The following is an 18,395-nucleotide window of genomic DNA, read 5'->3' as shown; positions in this document are numbered from 1 at the left end:
ACAGGGCCGACCGTCGCTCCAGCCCGCGGCGAAGGTGACGGGGGACGGCGAAACCGGGCGTGCCATGACGTATCCTCAGCCGGATTGACCACTTGAGCATCCGGTTGAAGGGCTGACATGGCGAGCGAGATAGGCGCGCAGCGCCTGCACGAACTCCTGACGACGCAACGTGAGGAGTTCGTCGCGACGTGGGTGCGCACCGTGGGCGCGACGTTGCACGGCCGGCTGAGCGATGCCGAACTGGCTCGCGAACTCGGAGAACTGTACGACGCGATGACGAACGCGATCGCCGGGGGCGGGCTCGCCGGACGCAGCAGCGCCTTCGGCGAGGTGCGCAGCCTCCTGGTGGAGCTGTCGCGCACCCGTGCGCGACAGGGTTTCACCCCGACGGAGACCGCGGTCAGCGTGTTCGCGCTCAAGCAGGTCCTCGAGCCCAGCCTGACGACCGACAAGACGGGCAGCGACGCCTATCTGGCGCTGGCGCGCCTGCTCGACGACCTCGGTCTGTTCACGGTCGAGGAGCACGCCCGTACGCGTGAGGAGATCATCTCCTCGCAGGCGGAGCAGCTGCTCGAGCTGTCGACGCCGGTGGTGAAGCTCTGGGAGGGCGTCGTCGGCGTGCCCCTGGTCGGCACGCTCGACTCGGCGCGGACCCAGGTCGTGATGGAGAAGCTGCTGCAGGCGTTGGTGGACTCCAACTCCACGCAGGCCATCATCGACATCACGGGCGTGCCGACGGTGGACACCCAGGTCGCCCAGCACCTCCTCAAGACCGTCGTGGCCGCGCGGATGATGGGCGCGACCTGCACCATCTCCGGCGTGCGCCCGCAGATCGCGCAGACGCTCGTGGCGCTCGGGGTCGAGTTCGGCGACATCCCGACCAAGGCGACCCTGGCGGACGCGCTGCGCTTCGCCCTCGCCGACGCCGAGCGTCAGCGGGCCCTCGCGGCCGGGGGCGCGCTGTGAGCGACCGGGTACCGATCATGAAGATCGGTGACGTGCTGCTCGTGTCGATCCAGACGGATCTCGAGGACCAGACGGTCCTCGACCTCCACGAGGATCTGTCCGAGCGGATCGTGGCGTCCGCCGCGCACGGCGTGATCATCGACATCTCCGCGGTGGAGATCGTCGACTCGTTCGTGGGCCGGATGCTGGCGACGATCGCGTCGATCTCCCGCATCCTGGGCGCGACGACGATCGTGTGCGGCATGCGTCCGGCGGTCGCGATCACCCTGGTGGAGCTGGGACTGTCGCTCAAGGGGGTGCGGACGGCGCTCAACCTGGAGCAGGGCCTCGCGCTCCTGCGCGGACTGCGTGCGGCTGAGTCCGGCGTCCAGGCATGAGCGAGTACGGGGCCGAGGAGGCCCCGGCGGAGTCGGTGACCGTCGCCGGCAACTCGGACGTGGTCACCGCGCGCCAGATGGTCCGCACCATGGCGCAGCAGGCAGGACTGCCGCTCGTGCAGCAGACGAAGCTGGTCACCGCCGCCAGTGAGCTGGGCCGCAACATGGTCGTGTACGGCAAGGGCGGAGTCATCCGCAGCCGTATCACCACCGAGGGCAGCCGCAAGGGCGTCTGGGTGGAGTTCCAGGACGAGGGTCCGGGCATACCCGACGTCGACCTGGCGCTCACCGACGGGTGGACGTCCGGCGGCGGCATGGGCCTCGGACTCAGTGGCGCGCGGCGGCTGGTCGACAAGTTCGACCTGGAGACCGGTCCGCGGGGCACCACGGTCAGAGTGGTCAAGTGGAATCGGTGAGCAGCTTTCTGGTCATCGAGCCCGAGGACGTGGTGTGGCTGAGGGCGGGAAGCGCCCTCGCCGCCACCGCCCGCCGCGAGGCCGCGGCGCTCGCGACCCGGATCGGCCTGGCCGAGAGCCGGGTGGCCGAGGTGTCCCTCGCCGTGACCGAGATCGCCACCAACCTGGTACGGCACGCCGACGACGGGGCCATAGCCCTGCGCACCAGCCGGATGGGCAACCACGCCGCGGTGGAGTGCCTGTGCCTGGACACCGGGCCGGGGATCGCCGACGTGACCGGCGCGGTGCGCGACGGTTACTCCAGCGGCGGCACGCTCGGCATCGGCCTCGGGGCGATCGAGCGGCTCGCCGACACCTTTGACGTGCACTCGCTGCCGGGGCGCGGGACGGCCCTGCTCGCACGGTTCCACGCCGCTCGCCCCCTGTCGTACGGGTTGAGCGGCGACCGGGGCACCGGTGACGGTGAGGTGCGTCCGGTGGCGGCCGGGCTGACGCGGCCGATCAGCGGTGAGACCGTCTGCGGCGACACCTGGGCGGTGCGGATCGGCGCGGACGACGCCGGCGGCGACGGGCCGATGATGGTGCTGATGTGCGACGGGCTCGGGCACGGGCCGCTGGCCGCGCGGGTCGGCGAGCGCGCCCGGCAGATCTTCCGGCAGTCGGCGGCCGTGCACCCGGGTGACGTCCTGCGGCAACTGCACGAGGGGCTGCGGGGCACACGGGGCGCCGCTCTGGCGGTCGCCCGCGTGGACCGGCGGGCCGGCCGCGTCGACCTGTGCGGAGTAGGCAACATCAGCGCGTTCGTGGTCGAGGCGTCCCGGCGGTCGGCACTGCTCTCGCACCCGGGCATCGTGGGGGCGCAGATCCCGACGGTCCGCACCTACTCCGCCGACCTGGCGGCGGGCAGCGCCCTGGTGATGCACTCCGACGGGCTGCACCAGCGCTGGTCCCCCGCCGACCTGCCGGGGCTGCTGTGGCGGCACCCCGCGGTGATCGCTGGCCAGATCCTCAACCAGGCCGGCCTGCGGCGCGACGACGCGGGCATCGTCGTGGTCCCCGCACCGTCGCGATGAACGAGGCCCCGGTGGCGTACGAGCTGTACGCCACCGCCCTGGAGGACCAGCAGAGCGTGCTCATGATGCGCCGCTGCCTTCAGGCGGTGTGCCGCGCCGCCGGGGTGCAGGGGTCGGCGCTGGTGCGGATGGCGACGGTCCTCAGCGAGGCGGGCCAGGACCTGCTCGGGGCCGAGCGGCTGAGCGGGCGCCTCGGGCTCGTGGCGACAGCCGGCGGACTGCGGGTCCGGGCGCGGCTGACCTGGAGCGGCCCGCGACCGCTGACCCGGGGCGTCGCGGCCGCGGCCGAGCGGCTGCTCGACGAGGTGACGTTCGCCCCGGACGGACGCGGCGTCACCCTCGCCCAGCGGGCACCCGCCACCGGGCAGGGCCCCGACGAGGTGGCGGCCGCCTGCCGTGCGGCCCTGCAGACGGTGGACGGCGTGGACCTCGGCGAGGTCCTGCGGCTGCAGAACCGCAACCTGCTCGCGGCCCTGGAGGAGTCCCGCACCCAGCAGGACGAGATGACCCGCCTGAACGCGGAGCTGGAGGAGACGAACAGCGGCGTCGTCGCCATGTACTCCGAACTCGCCCGCGAGCTGGAGGAGACCAACAGCGGGGTCGTCGCCCTCTACGCCGAGCTGGAGGACAAGTCCCGTCAGCTGCGCGAGGCGTCGGAGTCCAAGACCCGGTTCTGGGCCAACGTCAGCCACGAACTGCGCTCACCGATCAACTCCGTCATCGCCCTGGCCCGGCTGCTGCTCGCCCCGGAGTCGGAACGGCTGACCGACGAGCAGCGCCAGCAGATCACGATGATCTCGGCCTCGGGCACGACCATGCTGGCGCTCGTGGAGGAGCTCCTCGACGTGGCCAAGGCGGAGTCGGGCCGTCTCGACCCGCACTGGGCACCGGTCGATCTGCGGACGCTGCTGCACCTGCTGCGGGGCACCATGCAGGGCATGACCCGTGCCGGAGTCGCCCTGCGCATCGCGGATCCACAGCTGCCCGTGGAGCTGATCAGCGACGAGGTCATCCTGACCCGCGTCCTGCGCAACATCCTGTCCAACGCGCTGAAGTTCACCGAGCACGGAGAGGTGGATCTGGAGGTCGCCGCCGAGCGGCGCGAAGAGACGGACTGGTTCGTGCTGAGCGTGCGCGACACAGGGGTGGGTATCCCGGAGGACCAGGTGGAGAAAGTCTTCGAGGAGTTCTACCAAGTGCGTGGACAGCACCAGCGCGGCCGGGCCGGTACGGGCCTCGGGCTGCCCTACGCCCGACGGCTGACCAGCATCCTCGGCGGCAGGCTCGGCCTCACCAGCCGCCCCGGCCACGGCACCCTGGTGACGGTGGAGCTGCCCGCCCGGCCGCCCGTCCCCGAGGCCACGGCCGACCGGCCCGGTCCCGCTGCCGAGGGCGGGGCCGCGGCGGCCCCGTCGCGCCGTCCGTTCGCCTCGGTCGTCGTCGTCGACGACGACCCGGCGTCCCTGGCCGCCCTGCGCCCCCTCCTGCGGGAACTCGCCGACCGGCACACCGAGATCAGTGACAGCGGCAATGCCCTGGACACCATTCGCCGCCTACGCCCGGACGCCGTCGTCGTGGACCTGATGATGCCCGCGCCCGACGGCTACGCACTCCTCGCCGCGCTCGACGCCGACCCCGACACGGCGCCCCTGCCCGTCGTCGTCCTCACCTCCGCGGAGCCGCACGAGGTCGACCGTGCACGGCTGCGCGGCCGGACGATCCTGTCCAAGGCACATCTCACCACTGCCGCGCTGACGGCCGCCCTCACCCCCGGCGGGGGAGCGGACGGCGAGGAGAGCGCCGGGGCGGCGCGGACGTCCGGCAAGGACGTCGATCAGCCATGACGCACACCGCACCCGACGGCGGGCCCGCGCTCGTCCTGGTCGTCGACGACAACCCCATCGCCCGCTACGTGCTCGGCACCACCCTGCGCCGGGCCGGGCACGACATCATCGAGGCCGAGGACGGCACCAGCGCGCTCGAACTGCTGCGCACGGCGCCCGTCGTTCCCGAGGCGGCCATCATCGATGTGCAGCTGCCCGACCTGACCGGCTTCGAGGTGTGCGAACGCATCAAGTCGAACCCGCGCACCGCGGGCGTACCCGTGCTCCACATCTCCGCGACCGCCGTCAGCGCCACCGACCGCACCCAGGGCCTCAACCGCGGCGCGGACGCCTACCTCACCGAGCCCATCGCCCCCGACGAGCTCATCGCCACGCTTTCGGCGACCCTGCGCTACACCCGGGCCCGCCGCCGCGCCGAGACCCTCGCCGAGCGGCTCCACCAGCTCCACGGCACCACACTGGCGCTCTACAGCGCCCCCGACACACCTGCTCTGGCCCGCGCGGCCGCCACCGGCGCCGCCACCGTCCTGGGCCGTCCGGCCACTGTGATGCTCACCGCGCCCGACGGCACCGTGCACACCTCGCGACAGCCGCTCACACCCGCGGAGCCGGACGCGAACGTCCTCGCCGAGGCGGCGACCCTGCTGAGCGGAGGCGGCGTCCAGGTCGCCCCCTACACCTCGCCCGTCGACGGACGCCGCTACCTCCTCGCCGCGGCCCGCACGAAGGGTGCACGCCCGCCCACGTGCATCGCCGTCCCGCTTCCGGCGGCCCCCGCTCGCCGCACCGAGGCGGCATCACAGGAGACCGGGGACCAGCAGGGCACTACTGAGTCACACGGCGTCGCAGACTCACACGGCGTCGGGGAGAGACATGGCGCCGCGGAGTCACATGGCGCCGGGGAGTCACACGGCGCCGCGGAGAGACATGGCGTCGCCGAGACACTCGGCATCGCGGACGCCCACGGCATCGCGGACGCCCATACAACCGAACGCGCCTCCCAGGACGACGAGGAACTCCTCGCCCAGGTCACCCACACCACGGCCCTGGCCCTGGAGACGCTGCGCACCTACAGCGAGGAACACACCCTGGCGCTCACCCTCCAGCGCAGCTTCCTGCCCGAGGCGCTCCCCGACACACCCCACGCCCGGCTCGCCGTCCGCTACCTGCCCGCCAGCGAACAGGCCGAGATCGGCGGCGACTTCTACGAGGTCCTCACCACTCCGGGCGGTCTCATCACCGCCATCGGTGATGTCGCGGGGCACTCCCTCGAAGCCGCGATGATCATGGGCCAGCTCCGCCACGCCCTGCGCGCGTACGCCCTGGAAGGGCACCCGCCGCACGTCATCCTCCAGCTCCTCGACACCCTGCTGACCACCGTGGCGCCCGGGGTCACCGCCACCCTCTGCATCACCCTCCTGGAGACCGACACGGACGCCGACCCCGGCGCCCGGACCCTCCACATCGCCAACGCCGGGCACCTCCCGCCGCTCCATCTCGGCCCCGCCACCGGACCCGCCTACCACCACGAGCACGGCCCGCTCCTGGGCCTCAGACTGCCGCAGCCGCCCGCCAGTACCATCCGGCTGCACCCCGGCGACCTCCTCATCCTCACGACGGACGGCCTGATCGAGCACCCCAGCGAACACCTCGACGTGTCCCTGGAGCGCCTGGCCGCCATCGCCGCGAAGGGCCCCGACGTACCCGAGGACATGTGTCACCATCTCCTCACCCACCTGCCGCCCACCGGGCGTGACGACGTCGCGCTCATCACGCTCGCGACCCGGGAACTGCCGGCGAAGTGATCGGCCGGGCCCCCGGGGCGCCGGGCGGTGGCGGTCAGCGCAGGCGCTCGGCGATGTCCGCCAGGTGACGGCCCTGGTAGCGGGCGGCCTCCAGGGTCGCCTCGTCGGGGGTCTCGCCGCCGCCGCTGGCCCAGCTGGTGCCGTACGGGTTGCCGCCGGCGGCGAAGAGGAGCGGGTCGGTGTAGCCCGGCGGGACGATGAGGCAACCCCAGTGATAGAGCACGTTGTTCAGCGACAGGATGGTCGACTCCTGGCCGCCGTGCCGGTTCATCGCGGAGGTGAAACTGGTGGCGGGCTTGTTGTGGAAGACACCCGCCTGCCACTGCCCGCCGGTGAGGTCGATGAACTGCTTGAGCTGGGAGGCGACGTTGCCGAACCGGGTGGGGCTGCCGAACGCGTACGCCGTCGCCCACTCCAGGTCCTCCAGCGTCGCCTCCTCCACCTCGTTCTTCGTGGAGTCGACGTGTGCGCGCCACGCGGGGTTGGCGTCGATGGCCGTGTCGGGCGCCAGCTCGTGGACCCGGCGCAGACGGACCTCGGCGTTGCGGGCCGCGGCCCCCTCCGCCACCGCTTGGGCCAGCTGGTGGACGTTTCCGGTGGCGCTGTAGTAGATCACGGCGACGCGCGTGCTCATGGACGGGCTCCTGACTCGACGGAGGGAAGGAAACCTCACTTTTGCCGCAAACCGCGCTGCCATGATGCGACACGCCGCCGGGCAATCCGCTGTCCGCCGAACGCACGAGCCCGCCGACTCGGGCGCGGCTCGCACCACCCGGCATCTGTCTGCACACGGCACCGGCCCTTGACTTCGAGAACGCTCGAAGGCGTTGACTGCGCGCCATGAAGTACACCCAGCTCGGACGCACCGGACTCAAGGTCAGCCGACTCGTGCTCGGCACGATGAACTTCGGCGACGAAACCGACGAGAAGACAAGCCACACGCTCATGGACGCCGCGCTCGAAGCGGGCGTCAACTTCTTCGACACGGCGGACATCTACGGCACGGACGACGAGAAGGGCGCCACCGAGCGCATCCTCGGCTCCTGGTTCGCCCGGGGCGGCGGGCGCCGCGACAAGGTCGTCCTCGCGACCAAGGTCTACGGCAACATGACCAACGACGGCACACCGTGGAACCGTCAGTCGTGGCCCAACCACGACCGGCTCAGCGCCCTCAACATCCGCCGCGCCGTGGACGCCTCGCTGAGGCGCCTGGGGACGGACCACATCGACGTCTACCAGTTCCACCACATCGACCGGGCCACCCCTTTCGAGGAGATATGGCAGGCGATCGACGTCCTGGTGCAGCAGGGGAAGATCCTCTACGCGGGCTCGTCGAACTTCCCGGGCTACAAGATCGCCCAGGCCAATGAGGCGGCCCGCGCGCACGGCCGCGTCGGACTGGTCAGCGAGCAGTGCCTCTACAACCTCTTCGAGCGGCGCGCCGAGATGGACGTGCTCCCGGCGGCCCAGGAGTACGGCCTCGGCGTCATCCCCTGGTCACCGCTGCACCAGGGACTGCTCGGCGGGGCGCTGCGCAAGGAGCGCGAGGGCACGGGTTCACGCACGCACGCCGGCCGCTCGGCCCGGGGGCTCGCGGATCCGGAGGTACGGGCGCGGATCGAGGCGTACGAGACGGTCGCCGCCGAACACGGCATGGAACCCGGCGAGTTGGCCCTGGCGTGGCTGCTCGGCCGGCCCGGGGTGACCGGCCCGATCGTGGGCCCGCGCACCCGGGAACAGCTGGACTCGGGCCTGCGCGCCGTCGAACTCACGCTACCCACCAGGCTGTTGCAGCGCCTGGACGGGATCTTCCCGGGCCCGGGCCCCGCTCCGGAGGCGTTCGCATGGTGACAGGCGGCGTCGGGGGAGCGGGACTGCCACGCGTCCGCGCTGATCACGTGTAGGACACACCAGCTCCTGTCAGGATGGCCGCCATGGGGAAGAACACGGCGGTGCGCCGCCTCGATCTGGGGTACTTCGTCCGGCCGGCCGCGGAGGCGGGCGGCCCGCGACCGCGGGTCGAACCCGTCCTCGCATACCTGGTGCGACACGAACAGGGGCTGATCCTCTTCGACACGGGCATCGGCGCCGCCGACCCGGAGACCGAGGCGCACTACCGGCCCCGGCGCCGCGCCCTGCAAGAGGCGCTGGCCGCGGCCGGAGCCGGCCTCGGCGACATCTCCCTGGTCGTCAACTGCCACCTCCACTTCGACCATTGCGGGGGCAACCCCCTCCTGGGCGGCAGACCGATCATCGTCCAGGAGACGGAACTGGCCGCCGCTCGCCGGGGCGACCACACCATCGACGAGCTCGTCGACTTCCCCGGCGCGTCCTACGACGTACTCACCGGCGAGGCCGAGATCCGGCCCGGCGTCTGGATCGTCCCGACACCCGGCCACACCCCAGGACACCAGTCGCTGGTCCTGCGGCAGAACGACGGCACCGTGGTCCTCGCCGGTCAGGCACACGACTTCGCCTCCCGGTTCGCGTCGGACCAACTCGCCCGACGCGCCACACTCGACGGCATGGAGCAGCCGCTTCCCGCTCATGCGCCCTGGTTGCGGCGGCTGGCCGATTTCGACCCGCGACGTGTGCTCTTCGCCCACGACTGCTCGGTCTGGGAACCCGCGGAGTAGCCGGTTCCAGGAGCGCGCACCGCCCGGCAGGAGTGATTCGCGGGGTCGTGGGCACACGCACGGGGCACGGCAAACGAGAGGCAGGCTCCAGGGTGCGACGGCGAGGGGCGGAACGCATGAGCGACATGACAGCGCGGACACCCGGCAGCTGACCGCCCCATGAGGTTGTTGACGGTGACGACGTTCACGGGCCGGGCGCCACTGCAGCGCCCGGCGACGACGTGGTGGCCGCCCTCCTCACCGACAAGAAAAGGCGGCTTCATGAGTACGCTCCCGGCGCGGCGGGGCGGCGGTCAGGGTGGCACCAGCGGCCTCTACGACGTCCTGGAGCTGATTCTCGACCGGGGCCTCGTGATCGACGCCTGCATCCGCGTGTCCGTCATCGGCATCGAACTCCTCAAGATCGACATCCGGATCGTCGTGGCCAGTATCGACACGTATCTGCGTTTCGCGGAGGCGTGCAACCGCCTCGACCTGGAGGCGGGCCCGAACCGCAGTCTGGGCCTGCCGGATCTGATCGGCACGCGGAGCGAGTGAGGATCGCACGACAGCGTCCGGCGCCCCGCGGACGAAAGCAGCAGGTGACGGCGCGCGCGAAGCTCGCTCAGTTCAGCTGCTCGGCCAGCCCGACGATGATGCCGGCCGGGCCGCGCAGATAGCAGAGCAGATAGCTGTTCTCGAACCGGGCGATCTCGCCGAGGAGTTCCGCGCCGAGCGGACGCAGCCGGGCGACCGTGTCCTCGAGGTCGTCGACGGCGAACATCACGCGGTGCATGCCGATGATGTTGTGGGGCTTGTCGCGAACACCGTCGTCGATGGGCGCGGGACTGCGGTACTGCGCCAGCTCGAGCCGACTGCGACCGTCGGGGGTCCGGACCATCGCGATGTCGCAGCGCACCCCGTCGAGCCCGGTGCACTGATCGGCGAAGGGCCCCTCGATCCGCGCCCTGCCCTCCACCTCCAGACCGAGCTCCACGAAGAACGCGACGGCGGCATCCATGTCCTCGACGACGATGCCGACATTGTCCATACGCTGAACAGGCATGCTCTCTCTCCTCCACGACGACGCGGCCGGTGCCGACCGCCACCTGCTCCCAGGACGAAGCCGACGGCGGGCTCTCGACATCCGGACCCCAGGGAACACCAAAAAAGCCGGGGCCGTGGTGCGACGCCGGGGATGCCTGGAGCACCCGGCAACGGAATGGGCCACCGGTCCGCACCCGCGATTCGACGGGAGGGGGCGTGTCGGGGTGCCCCCGCAGGACTCCGCTGCAATACAGCGCAGGACGAGGCGCCTCCGGCGGACAGCGGGGGAGGAGACCGATCCGGCCGAGGAGGCACCCCGGCACGGCCCCGCCCCACGACGGACGGCACACCACGGCACCCTGCCGGCCGCCGGCGAGATCCCACGGCCGGGTCGGCCGTCCGGTGCACGCTGTGTACGGTCGCGGGCATTAGACTGCCGCTATGTCCGCTGCCGCACAGAGCCCGTCCGCCGCCTTCGACGTGGTCTGCATGACCGCCTCGCTGGGCGGCGTGAGTGCGTACCGCGAGATCCTGTCATCGCTGCCCGAGTCGTTCCCCGCCGCGCTGGTCCTGGTCCAGCACCGCCCGGTGCGCGAGCGCGACACGCTGGCGAGGGTGCTGGAGTACCGCTCCGCGCTGCCGGTGCGGCTGCTGCGCGACGACGACCGGCTGGTGCCCGGCGTCGTGCACGTGGTGCCGGCGGGCCACCGCGCGGCGTTCACCCCGGACGGCGCGGTGACGCTGCACCCGGTGGAGGGCCACTGCGCGGGGGACCCGACGTTCGCCTCCGCCGCCGCTGTGTTCGGCCCGCGCCTGCTGGCCGCGGTGCTGACGGGCAGCATGGCGGACGGCGCCCTCGGCGTACGCCATGTCCGGGGCGCGGGCGGCCGGGCGCTGGCCCAGGACTCCACGACGTCGGAGGCGCCCGGCATGCCGAACGCGGCGATGGCAACCGGATGCATAGACTTCGTGCTGCCCCTGCCGGTGCTGGCGCACGCGCTGGTCAGCCTGGTGATGGTGCCCGGCGCAGCGAGCATGTTGCGGGTGTCGCTGCCGCCCTGGGCCATAGCGATCCCCCCGGCATTCGCCACCTGAACCAGGACGAGAGGCGGACTTCATGATGAGCGGCACGGCCGACCCGTACGACCCGCGGGGCAATCGGATCCTCGCCGCCCTGCCGAAGAACGCACGGGACCACCTGCGTGCGGAGCTGGAACCGGTCGAGCTGCCCGTCGGCACCGAGATCTACCGGCCGGGCAAGCGCATCGAAGCCGTGTATTTCCCCATGATCGGCGTGTGCTCCATCGTCACCGATCTGGAGGGTTCGACCGTCGAGGTCGCCACCGTCGGCGACGAGGGCATGGTGGGCCTCCCTGTCTTCCTCGGCGTCGCCACCTCCGCCGAACGCGCACTGTGCCAGGTCGGGGGCCGGGCTCTGCGGATGGACGCCGACCGGTTCCGGCACGAGATCGCCGTCCTGAACGGACCGCTGCAACAGGTGATGCAGGTCTTCACCCAGGCGATGTTCACCCAGCTGGCCCGCAACGCGGGCTGTATCCGCGGTCACCGCGTCCATGAGCGCTGCGCCCGCTGGCTGTTGATGACCTCGGACCGCATGCACAGCGACCGTTTCGACCTCACGCAGAAGTTCCTGGCCCAGATGCTCGCGGTGCGCAGGTCCTCGGTCAGCGAGGTGGCGGGCGCGCTGGCCGCCGACGGCTGCATCCGCTACAGCCGCGGCACCATCACCATCCTGGACCGCGAGCGCCTCCTGACCCATGCCTGCAGTTGCTACCGCGTCATCCGCGAAGCCCTCGACGCGGTCCTTCCTCCCCACGGGGGCGCGCGCTGACCGGGTGCGGACTACTGGACCGAGCTCTCCCCGCTCCGTTGAGGGCTGCAGAACCGATCAAGCGTTAACCGTAAGGGCCAAAGATGCTACTTTGAGGCCACCCGTATGCCGCACATCTTTCCGCGTGCAATATCGGTTGTGCGCAATATGACGACAGTGCGGCGGCAGGTCCCATCGGGTAGTCCGACAATGAGTGCACCCTTCATCACGGGCGCACGAGTCGATCCAACCAATGTGACCCGTATGGGCTGTTGGTATTACACCCCGCCGAGAAGGGACGCGGCGCTCGCGACGTTGCACGACGGCTACCGCTCCATCGACCTGCGCTACTCCGCCGAGCCCGTACAGGACCTGCTCCTCCGGCTCGCACGCCTCGAGACCTCTTACGCGGCAGCGGCCGGTGTCCAGCACGAGCAGGGCACGTCGGCGTACGACGGCCCCTGGCAGCACCGCCGTGCATGAGATGTCAGGACGCCACCGCCGGACCCAGCCCTTCATCCCCGGCCCCTCCACCGACAGCCCCGCGCAGCCCGGCTACTCGCAGCAGTGGGAAACGCCCCTGGCCCCGCTGGACACCGTGGGCCCGTACTGGGATCCGACCGAGGAACTCGCCTACCTGCTGGGCGAGGCCATCGACGACGAGACCCACGCCGCGCCGATCCATGACGCGGACGGCATCACCGTCCCGCTCGAGGAGGCGGCACCGGCCGTCACGGAGACCGACGATCCCGACTCCGCCGAGGCGACCGCGTCCGAGGACCCGGCCCCCGAACCCGAACAGGCGCAGCCGGCACCGCCCGTGCGCCGCCGCTCCTACTCCCACGCCCGCCGCAAACGGCCTTCCGGCGGCCTGCTGCGCATGACCAGCATGATCATCGCGGCACTCGCCGCCGTCACCGTGACCGTGGTGTGCGTCTTCGGCGGCATGGTCAGCTACCACCCGCTGCGCCAGCTCGCCGTGCACCGCACCGCCGCCTACACGGTCGACGCCTGGCCGCTGTTGATCTACGGGCCCTGGATCGTCGCCTCTCTGTCGGTCCTGCGGGCCGGTCTGCACCGGCGTCGTGCCGCCCACTCCTGGGCGGTGGTCCTGCTCTTCTCGGTCGTCGCCATGGTGCTGTGCGTCGCGCAGGCCGGCCACCGCCCCCTGGACGCGGCCACCGCGGCGCTCCCCGCCCTGGCCGCGCTCGTCTGCTTCCAGCAGCTGATGCGCCAGATCACCCTCAGCCGCCCACCGCGCCAGAGCCACCCCCGCCACCGCGTCCGCGCCGCCAAGCCCACGCGAAAACGCCCGGATCTCCAGTGAGGTGAGGGAGCGTGCGCATATCCCGCTCCCGGCCCCAGGGGGCCCGTAGTACCCCGGCACGACGACGACGTTGCACGCGGACGGCCGGACGCCCCGGGCGGACGCCCGATCGAGGCGCCGCACGGCATCTTGCTCGGCACGACGATCCGAGTGCACGGCGTCACCAAACGCTACGACGGCAAGACTGTCGCCGATGACCTGGCCTTCACCGTCGAGCCCTGCTCGGCGACCCGGCCGCCGTCGTCCTCGACGAACCCGGCCCGGCGTACGCGTACTCGTCCATGTCGAACGTCGGTGACGCGAACGGGGGCGGCGGCGTCGACCTGGCCGAACTGCTCGCGCTCGTCGACAAGTTGTCCATGGATGTCTTCGAACTGCTCGACCTCGACGGTGACGGTCACCTCGTCTCTGACACCTGCCGCAACCGGGCACCCCCCGACCGACGTGTTCCTTACCGATCATGTCGGCCGAGGAGCGGGGAACAAGGTGGGGGCAGTGGGAAGCGCCGCGTCGAGCACGGTGAGGTCCAGTGCTCTCATGGCGGCGGGCACGATCGTGTCGCGCGTCACCGGGTTCCTGCGCACGCTCGTGATGGCCGCCGCCATCGGCGTGGGCGCGCTCAACGACTCCTACCAGGTCGCCAACGTCCTGCCCACGATGATCTACGTACTCGTCGGCGGAGGCGCGCTGAACGCGGTGTTCGTACCGCAGCTGGTGCGCGCCATGACGAAGGACGACGACGGGGGCGAGGCGTACGCCAACCGGTTGCTGACGCTGGTCGTCGTGGCCTTGACCGGCGTCACCGCCATATGTGTCGTGGCGGCGCCGCTGCTGGTGCATCTGATGTCGCCGGACATCGCCTCCGACCCTCGGCGGATGGCCGTCACCGTGGCCTTCGCCCGGTACTGCCTGCCCACCATGTTCTTCATGGGCGCGCATGTGGTGCTGGGGCAGATACTCAACGCCCGGGGCCGGTTCGGGGCGATGATGTGGACCCCCGTCCTCAACAACATAGTGATCATCGGCGCGTTCGCCGGGTTCATCTGGGCGTTCGGCGGCTTCACCACGTCCGGGGTGAGCCCCGCGGACATCACCCCTCAAGGAGTGCGGCTCCTCGGACTGGGCACCCTGCTGGGCCTCGCCGTGCAGGCCCTGGCCATGCTGCCCTCTCTGCGCGCGGCGGGCTTCCGGCTCCGCCTCCGCTTCGACTTCCGCGGGCACGGCCTGGGCAAGGCGATGGGGTTGGCCAAGTGGACGCTGCTCTTCGTCCTCGTCAACCAGATCGGCATGGTCGTCGTGACGCAGCTCGCCACCAAGGCGGGCACGCTCGCCGAACGGGCGGGACACACCGGCTCCGGCATCACCGCCTACAACTACGCGCTGCTGCTGTGGCAGATGCCGCAGGCCATCATCACCGTGTCGGTCATGACCGCCGTCCTCCCGCGGATCTCCCGCTCCGCCCAGGACGGTGACATCGCCGCCGTCCGCGACGACATCTCCTACGGCCTGCGGACCTCGGCCGTCGCGATCGTCCCCTGCGCCTTCGCCTTCCTCGCCCTGGGAGTGCCGATGGCCACGCTGCTCTACTCCGGCTCCGGCGCCGGGGGCGCAAGGGGCATCGGCCACGTTCTCATGGCGTTCGGTCTCGGCCTCGTCCCCTACTCCGTGCAGTACGTGGTCCTCCGTGGCTTCTACGCGTTCGAGGACACCCGGACGCCCTTTCGCAACACCGTCGTCGTGGCCCTGGTGAACGCAGGCGCCGCCTGGCTGTGCTTCATGCTGCTTCCGCCGCGCTGGGTCGTGGCCGGGATGGCGGCCTCGTACGGACTGGCCTTCGCCGTGGGCGTGGCAGTGGCCTGGCGGCGGCTGCGCGCCCGGCTGGGCGGTGACCTCGACGGCTCGCGCGTCCTGCGCACCTACGTACGGCTGGCGGGCGCGGCGGCCCCCGCGGCAGCCGTCGGCGGAGGCGTCGCCCACGCCTTGACCGCGAGTCAGGGAAGCGGCGTGCTGTCGACACTGACGGCACTGCTCATCGGCGGCACCCTCTTGACCGGGATCTTTCTGCTGCTCGCCCGTCTGATGCGGGTACAGGAGCTCAACTCGCTGCTGAGCGCGGCCCGTTCGGGCCGGGCGGCGCGATAACTCGTTGGACATCGCCGGGGCCTGCGGTGAGCCTGGGTGGCATGCGGCAGGAGAACGTCTGGGACACCGACGCGGCCCAGCGCTACGACACACCCGGCACCGGCATGTTCGCGCCCGAAATCCTGGGGCCCACCGTGGACCGTCTCGCGCAGCTCGCCGAGGGCGGGGCCGCGCTCGAGTTCGCGATCGGGACCGGTCGGGTGGCCGTACCGCTCGCCCAGAGAGGGGTCCCCGTCACCGGTATCGAGCTGTCGCGCCCGATGGTGGAGCGGCTGCGGACCAAGGCGGACGAGGCCGCGCGGTAGTACGCGGCGCGGTCGGGCCGTGCGCGCACTCGGCGTGCACGGCCCGCTCCGGTCTCCGCCGGTCAGCCCTTGCCGAGCAGGCCGGTCATCCGGGACATCTCCGCCGACTGAGAGGTGATGACGGAGTTCGCCATCTTCCTGGCGCCGGGGAAGGCGCCTCCGGCCTTCTCCGTCTTCGCCATCTTCACCGCGCCCTCGTGATGTTCGATCATCATCGTAAGGAAGGCGGTGTCGAAGGCCTTGCCGGAAGCCTTCGCCAGGCTGTCCATGTCCGCGGCCGTCATCATGCCGTCCATGCCGTCCATGCCGTCCATGCCGTTCTTGTTGTGCTTGTTGTTTTCTTTGTGCATGGAGTGGTTCATGGCTCCCTGGGCGGGGACTTGCTCGCCCCATGACGTGAGCCAGCCGGACAGGGTCTTGATCTCCGGGCCCTGAGCTTTCTTGATCTCGCTCGCGACCTTCCTGACCTCGGTGGACTCGGCCCGCGAGGGGGCCAGGTCGGCCATCTCCACGGCCTGGCGGTGGTGGGGGATCATCCCGGTGGCGAAAGCGACGTCAGCGGCGTTGTGCTCACCTCGGGAGGCCGACGTGGAGGCCGACGTCGAGGGCGCCAAGGAGGCCGCCGAGGACTGCGAGCCGTGCCCGTCGTGTCCGGCGGAGGCATCGTCGCCCGACCCGCACGCGGCGAGCACGAGGGAGGCGGCGCCCGCGGCGGCGCCGAGGGCCGAGCGGCGGATGAGGTTCTTGCGCATGATGGTGCAACTCCTTGATACGCAGCCCTGATACGGGCATGCGTCGAGGTGGAGGAGAACGTGGCCGGAGCGCGGCACCGCGCCCGCCCGGCAGTTCCGGGCCGCAAGGTGCCGTGCGGGCCGTCCTAGATCCGCAGGAGTTGCAGTTCGGCCAGGTCCGGCGGCGCCCGCCCGCCCACGGGAGCGCCGGGCGCGGCGGCGGACAGCAGGTGCGCCGGCAAGGGGACAGCCGCGACGGAAGCCGGCGGGGGAGGAGTGTAGGGGGCGGCGACGCCGGCCGCCGCGCACATCGCGTCCGCGTGGTGCGCGTGCCCCGAGCCGTCGGTGTCGTGGGAGAACCCGGCGCCGTGCGCACAGCCCCCGGTCGCCGCGACGGCCGTCTTGTGGGGCATCACCGCACCGTGACCGCTGCCGGCCATCGCGCCCATTGAGGCCATCGCCCTCGTCGGACCTGGGGCAAGGCCGTGCATCGCCAGCACTCCGGCCAGTACCGCCAGCACCAGCAGCACGACACCGCGCCCGGCGGAGCGGCGGCTCGGCGGCTGAAGGGCGCGGGACATGCGGCCATCGTACGGTCCGGGAACGTGGGCGGCCGGGCCACCCGCCAGGGGCCTGTCATGTTTGCCGGATCGGCAACTTCATGTGCCGTTCGGCGTGGGTCCGTGCATCATCGGCAGCACGCGGCGCACAGCGCGGCGGACCGGACGGCAGGGGTGCGGCACGGCACCCTCGGCAACAGGAGGCGTCGGATGGCGGGGCACCACGAGCACGACGGAACACAGGTCGACACGCACGACGACATGCACGACGACACGCATGTCGACAGGCACGGCGACACCCACGGCAACACACGTGGTCATACCCACGGCGACACACGTGGTCATACGCACGGCCACACGCACGACGAGCAGGCGGCCGCGGACATGTTCGAGCCCGCGGCCTGGGACGAGCGGTACGCCGGGCAGGAGCGGTTCTGGAGCGGCGAGCCCAACCCGCAACTGGTCGCCGCCACCCGCGAACTCACCCCCGGAACCGCACTGGACGTCGGCTGCGGAGAGGGCGGCGACGTCGTCTGGCTGGCCGGGCAGGGCTGGCGCGTGACGGGGGCCGACTTCTCCGCGGAGGGACTCGCCCGCGCGGCCCGGCACGCCGAGCAGGCGGGGGTCGCCGACCGGGCCGACTGGTGGCGGACCGACGCCCGGACGTTCGACGCCGAAGGCCGCTCGTACGACCTGGTCACCACCCACTACCTGCACGCCCCGGACGGCGGCATGGTGGACGTCACCCGCCGCCTCGCCACGGCCGTCGCACCCGGTGGACTGCTCCTGGTCGTCGGCCATGCGCCGTCCCACGAGTTCACGCAGCTCTCCGAGAGCCACCGCAAGGCGATGTTCCTGGCCGAGGAGCTGCTCCCCGGGCTGCCCGACGACTTCGAGCCCGTCCTGGTGGAGCAGCGTCTCCGTACGCTCAAGCGGGACAGCGGCCCCGTCGAGGCCGAGGACTCGGTCCTGCTGGCCCGCCGCGCGAAGTAGGGAACACCGCCCGGCGGACCTCGGCCCCGGGACCCCGGGCTCCTACGCGGTGTGCGATGCGGCGGCCTGGAGCGGATGACCTGTGCGTGCTGCTCGCGTACACACTGCCGCACCGGTACAGCGACCTCCCTGGTACCCGCGCGAACGGGGAGCGCCTTAAGACGGGTCGCTGACCTCACTCGTCGAGGCGTGGTTCGGGGCGACACGCGGATCACGCCACACGGGATGAATCCGGGTGCCGTCCGGCAGGACGACCTCGGGCAGTGGGCGGAAGCCGCACCGCTCGAACAGCCGTCGGCTGCCGAGCGTGGTGCATTCCCCGTACGCCGCCACTCCCTCCTGGTCGCAGCGGCGCAGGATCGC

The 18,395-nt window shown here is 71.5% G+C and carries 19 protein-coding genes and 3 pseudogenes; 16 read left to right on the top strand and 6 right to left on the bottom strand.

Annotation, left to right across the window (positions count from 1 at the left end; translation table 11 throughout):
- Positions 1 to 117 precede the first annotated feature (117 nt).
- From ACH4RC_RS26830 to ACH4RC_RS26805, 6 genes are read left to right on the top strand one after another with little or no spacing between them, the layout of a single operon-like run.
- Positions 118 to 966, top strand: a complete 849-nt coding sequence (locus ACH4RC_RS26830) for an STAS domain-containing protein (protein ID WP_398205498.1) — start codon at positions 118 to 120, stop codon at positions 964 to 966.
- The gene (locus ACH4RC_RS26825; protein WP_398205496.1) at positions 963 to 1,343 is read left to right on the top strand and encodes an STAS domain-containing protein; all 381 of its coding nucleotides are present in this window, start codon (positions 963 to 965) and stop codon (positions 1,341 to 1,343) included. The genes ACH4RC_RS26830 and ACH4RC_RS26825 overlap by 4 nt, the downstream gene beginning before the upstream one ends.
- The gene (locus ACH4RC_RS26820) at positions 1,340 to 1,759 is read left to right on the top strand and encodes an ATP-binding protein (RefSeq protein WP_398205494.1); all 420 of its coding nucleotides are present in this window, start codon (positions 1,340 to 1,342) and stop codon (positions 1,757 to 1,759) included. The genes ACH4RC_RS26825 and ACH4RC_RS26820 overlap by 4 nt, the downstream gene beginning before the upstream one ends.
- Complete coding sequence (locus tag ACH4RC_RS26815) at positions 1,747 to 2,832, top strand: ATP-binding SpoIIE family protein phosphatase (RefSeq protein WP_398205493.1); 1,086 nt, start codon at positions 1,747 to 1,749, stop codon at positions 2,830 to 2,832. Before ACH4RC_RS26820 ends, ACH4RC_RS26815 begins: the two co-directional genes overlap by 13 nt.
- A complete protein-coding gene (locus ACH4RC_RS26810) occupies positions 2,829 to 4,676 on the top strand; it encodes an ATP-binding protein (RefSeq protein WP_398205492.1) in 1,848 nt (615 codons plus the stop codon). Before ACH4RC_RS26815 ends, ACH4RC_RS26810 begins: the two co-directional genes overlap by 4 nt.
- Entirely contained in the window at positions 4,673 to 6,481 is a 1,809-nt protein-coding gene (locus ACH4RC_RS26805) for a SpoIIE family protein phosphatase (protein ID WP_398205491.1), read from the top strand. The genes ACH4RC_RS26810 and ACH4RC_RS26805 overlap by 4 nt, the downstream gene beginning before the upstream one ends.
- 34 nt (positions 6,482 to 6,515) lie before the next feature.
- On the opposite strand, the gene wrbA is transcribed toward ACH4RC_RS26805, so the two are convergent.
- Complete coding sequence (gene wrbA / locus ACH4RC_RS26800) at positions 6,516 to 7,115, bottom strand: NAD(P)H:quinone oxidoreductase (RefSeq protein ID WP_398205489.1); 600 nt, start codon at positions 7,113 to 7,115, stop codon at positions 6,516 to 6,518.
- Between the two features lie 206 nt (positions 7,116 to 7,321).
- Between wrbA and ACH4RC_RS26795 the strand changes: the two genes are divergently transcribed.
- The 3 genes and pseudogenes from ACH4RC_RS26795 to gvpJ form a co-directional block, all read left to right on the top strand.
- Positions 7,322 to 8,332 (top strand): aldo/keto reductase, encoded by a 1,011-nt coding sequence (locus ACH4RC_RS26795; protein ID WP_398205487.1) that lies wholly within the window; start codon positions 7,322 to 7,324, stop codon positions 8,330 to 8,332.
- 83 nt (positions 8,333 to 8,415) lie between these two features.
- Entirely contained in the window at positions 8,416 to 9,117 is a 702-nt protein-coding gene (locus ACH4RC_RS26790) for an N-acyl homoserine lactonase family protein (protein WP_398205486.1), read from the top strand.
- Positions 9,118 to 9,378: 261 nt separating this feature from the next.
- Positions 9,379 to 9,651 (top strand): annotated as a pseudogene (gene gvpJ / locus ACH4RC_RS26785) (gas vesicle protein GvpJ); the annotation flags it as partial.
- Between the two features lie 70 nt (positions 9,652 to 9,721).
- On the opposite strand, the gene ACH4RC_RS26780 reads toward gvpJ, so the two are convergent.
- Positions 9,722 to 10,162 carry a VOC family protein gene (locus ACH4RC_RS26780; RefSeq protein ID WP_398205484.1) on the bottom strand — a complete coding sequence of 147 codons (441 nt, stop codon included), beginning with the start codon at positions 10,160 to 10,162 and terminating at the stop codon, positions 9,722 to 9,724.
- 422 nt (positions 10,163 to 10,584) lie between these two features.
- Between ACH4RC_RS26780 and ACH4RC_RS26775 the strand changes: the two genes are divergently transcribed.
- The 4 genes from ACH4RC_RS26775 (at position 10,585) to ACH4RC_RS26760 (ending at position 13,301) form a co-directional block, all read left to right on the top strand.
- Entirely contained in the window at positions 10,585 to 11,238 is a 654-nt protein-coding gene (locus ACH4RC_RS26775) for a chemotaxis protein CheB (RefSeq protein WP_398205483.1), read from the top strand.
- Between the two features lie 22 nt (positions 11,239 to 11,260).
- Complete coding sequence (locus tag ACH4RC_RS26770) at positions 11,261 to 11,995, top strand: Crp/Fnr family transcriptional regulator (protein WP_398205481.1); 735 nt, start codon at positions 11,261 to 11,263, stop codon at positions 11,993 to 11,995.
- 243 nt (positions 11,996 to 12,238) lie between these two features.
- Positions 12,239 to 12,457: a hypothetical protein gene (locus ACH4RC_RS26765; protein WP_398205480.1), complete on the top strand. Its 219-nt coding sequence runs from the start codon at positions 12,239 to 12,241 to the stop codon at positions 12,455 to 12,457.
- Position 12,458: 1 nt separating this feature from the next.
- Positions 12,459 to 13,301: a DUF2637 domain-containing protein gene (locus ACH4RC_RS26760; protein ID WP_398205478.1), complete on the top strand. Its 843-nt coding sequence runs from the start codon at positions 12,459 to 12,461 to the stop codon at positions 13,299 to 13,301.
- Between the two features lie 170 nt (positions 13,302 to 13,471).
- On the opposite strand, the gene ACH4RC_RS26755 is transcribed toward ACH4RC_RS26760, so the two are convergent.
- Entirely contained in the window at positions 13,472 to 13,702 is a 231-nt protein-coding gene (locus ACH4RC_RS26755) for a hypothetical protein (RefSeq protein ID WP_398205476.1), read from the bottom strand.
- Between ACH4RC_RS26755 and murJ the strand changes: the two genes are divergently transcribed.
- On the top strand, positions 13,665 to 15,443 hold the full coding sequence (murJ, locus tag ACH4RC_RS26750; RefSeq protein ID WP_398205475.1) for a murein biosynthesis integral membrane protein MurJ: 1,779 nt from the start codon (positions 13,665 to 13,667) through the stop codon (positions 15,441 to 15,443). The genes ACH4RC_RS26755 and murJ overlap by 38 nt on opposite strands.
- Positions 15,444 to 15,484: 41 nt before the next feature.
- Positions 15,485 to 15,739, top strand: a pseudogene (locus tag ACH4RC_RS26745) (class I SAM-dependent methyltransferase); the annotation flags it as partial.
- Positions 15,740 to 15,810: 71 nt separating this feature from the next.
- Here ACH4RC_RS26745 and ACH4RC_RS26740 read toward each other — a convergent pair.
- Together ACH4RC_RS26740 and ACH4RC_RS26735 are read right to left on the bottom strand one after the other, a co-directional pair.
- Entirely contained in the window at positions 15,811 to 16,500 is a 690-nt protein-coding gene (locus tag ACH4RC_RS26740) for a DUF305 domain-containing protein (protein WP_398205474.1), read from the bottom strand.
- 125 nt (positions 16,501 to 16,625) lie between these two features.
- Positions 16,626 to 17,060, bottom strand: a complete 435-nt coding sequence (locus ACH4RC_RS26735; protein ID WP_398205472.1) for a DUF6153 family protein — start codon at positions 17,058 to 17,060, stop codon at positions 16,626 to 16,628.
- Positions 17,061 to 17,249: 189 nt separating this feature from the next.
- Here ACH4RC_RS26735 and ACH4RC_RS26730 point away from each other — a divergent pair, with 189 nt between their 5' ends.
- A complete protein-coding gene (locus ACH4RC_RS26730; protein ID WP_398205471.1) occupies positions 17,250 to 18,032 on the top strand; it encodes a class I SAM-dependent methyltransferase in 783 nt (260 codons plus the stop codon).
- Between the two features lie 156 nt (positions 18,033 to 18,188).
- Here the strand turns inward: ACH4RC_RS26730 and ACH4RC_RS26725 are convergent.
- Positions 18,189 to 18,395: pseudogene (locus tag ACH4RC_RS26725) on the bottom strand (hypothetical protein); the annotation flags it as partial.

Source organism: Streptomyces sp. NPDC016845 (genome assembly GCF_044332585.1).
Lineage (GTDB): Bacteria > Actinomycetota > Actinomycetes > Streptomycetales > Streptomycetaceae > Streptomyces.
Note: the sequence above shows the minus strand (reverse complement) of the source record. Positions and strands in the feature narration are given on the sequence as shown.

Excerpts from the sequence above, each read along its gene's own strand:
- ACH4RC_RS26830 (WP_398205498.1), top strand. The coding sequence starts at position 118 with ATGGCGAGCGAGATAGGCGCGCAGCGCCTGCACGAACTCCTGACGACG.
- ACH4RC_RS26820 (WP_398205494.1), top strand. The coding sequence starts at position 1,340 with ATGAGCGAGTACGGGGCCGAGGAGGCCCCGGCGGAGTCGGTGACCGTC.
- ACH4RC_RS26810 (WP_398205492.1), top strand. The coding sequence starts at position 2,829 with ATGAACGAGGCCCCGGTGGCGTACGAGCTGTACGCCACCGCCCTGGAG.
- ACH4RC_RS26805 (WP_398205491.1), top strand. The coding sequence starts at position 4,673 with ATGACGCACACCGCACCCGACGGCGGGCCCGCGCTCGTCCTGGTCGTC.
- wrbA (WP_398205489.1), bottom strand. The coding sequence starts at position 7,115 with ATGAGCACGCGCGTCGCCGTGATCTACTACAGCGCCACCGGAAACGTC.
- ACH4RC_RS26795 (WP_398205487.1), top strand. The coding sequence starts at position 7,322 with ATGAAGTACACCCAGCTCGGACGCACCGGACTCAAGGTCAGCCGACTC.
- ACH4RC_RS26790 (WP_398205486.1), top strand. The coding sequence starts at position 8,416 with ATGGGGAAGAACACGGCGGTGCGCCGCCTCGATCTGGGGTACTTCGTC.
- ACH4RC_RS26780 (WP_398205484.1), bottom strand. The coding sequence starts at position 10,162 with ATGCCTGTTCAGCGTATGGACAATGTCGGCATCGTCGTCGAGGACATG.
- ACH4RC_RS26775 (WP_398205483.1), top strand. The coding sequence starts at position 10,585 with ATGTCCGCTGCCGCACAGAGCCCGTCCGCCGCCTTCGACGTGGTCTGC.
- ACH4RC_RS26770 (WP_398205481.1), top strand. The coding sequence starts at position 11,261 with ATGATGAGCGGCACGGCCGACCCGTACGACCCGCGGGGCAATCGGATC.
- ACH4RC_RS26765 (WP_398205480.1), top strand. The coding sequence starts at position 12,239 with ATGGGCTGTTGGTATTACACCCCGCCGAGAAGGGACGCGGCGCTCGCG.
- ACH4RC_RS26760 (WP_398205478.1), top strand. The coding sequence starts at position 12,459 with ATGTCAGGACGCCACCGCCGGACCCAGCCCTTCATCCCCGGCCCCTCC.
- murJ (WP_398205475.1), top strand. The coding sequence starts at position 13,665 with ATGTCTTCGAACTGCTCGACCTCGACGGTGACGGTCACCTCGTCTCTG.
- ACH4RC_RS26740 (WP_398205474.1), bottom strand. The coding sequence starts at position 16,500 with ATGCGCAAGAACCTCATCCGCCGCTCGGCCCTCGGCGCCGCCGCGGGC.
- ACH4RC_RS26735 (WP_398205472.1), bottom strand. The coding sequence starts at position 17,060 with ATGTCCCGCGCCCTTCAGCCGCCGAGCCGCCGCTCCGCCGGGCGCGGT.
- ACH4RC_RS26730 (WP_398205471.1), top strand. The coding sequence starts at position 17,250 with ATGGCGGGGCACCACGAGCACGACGGAACACAGGTCGACACGCACGAC.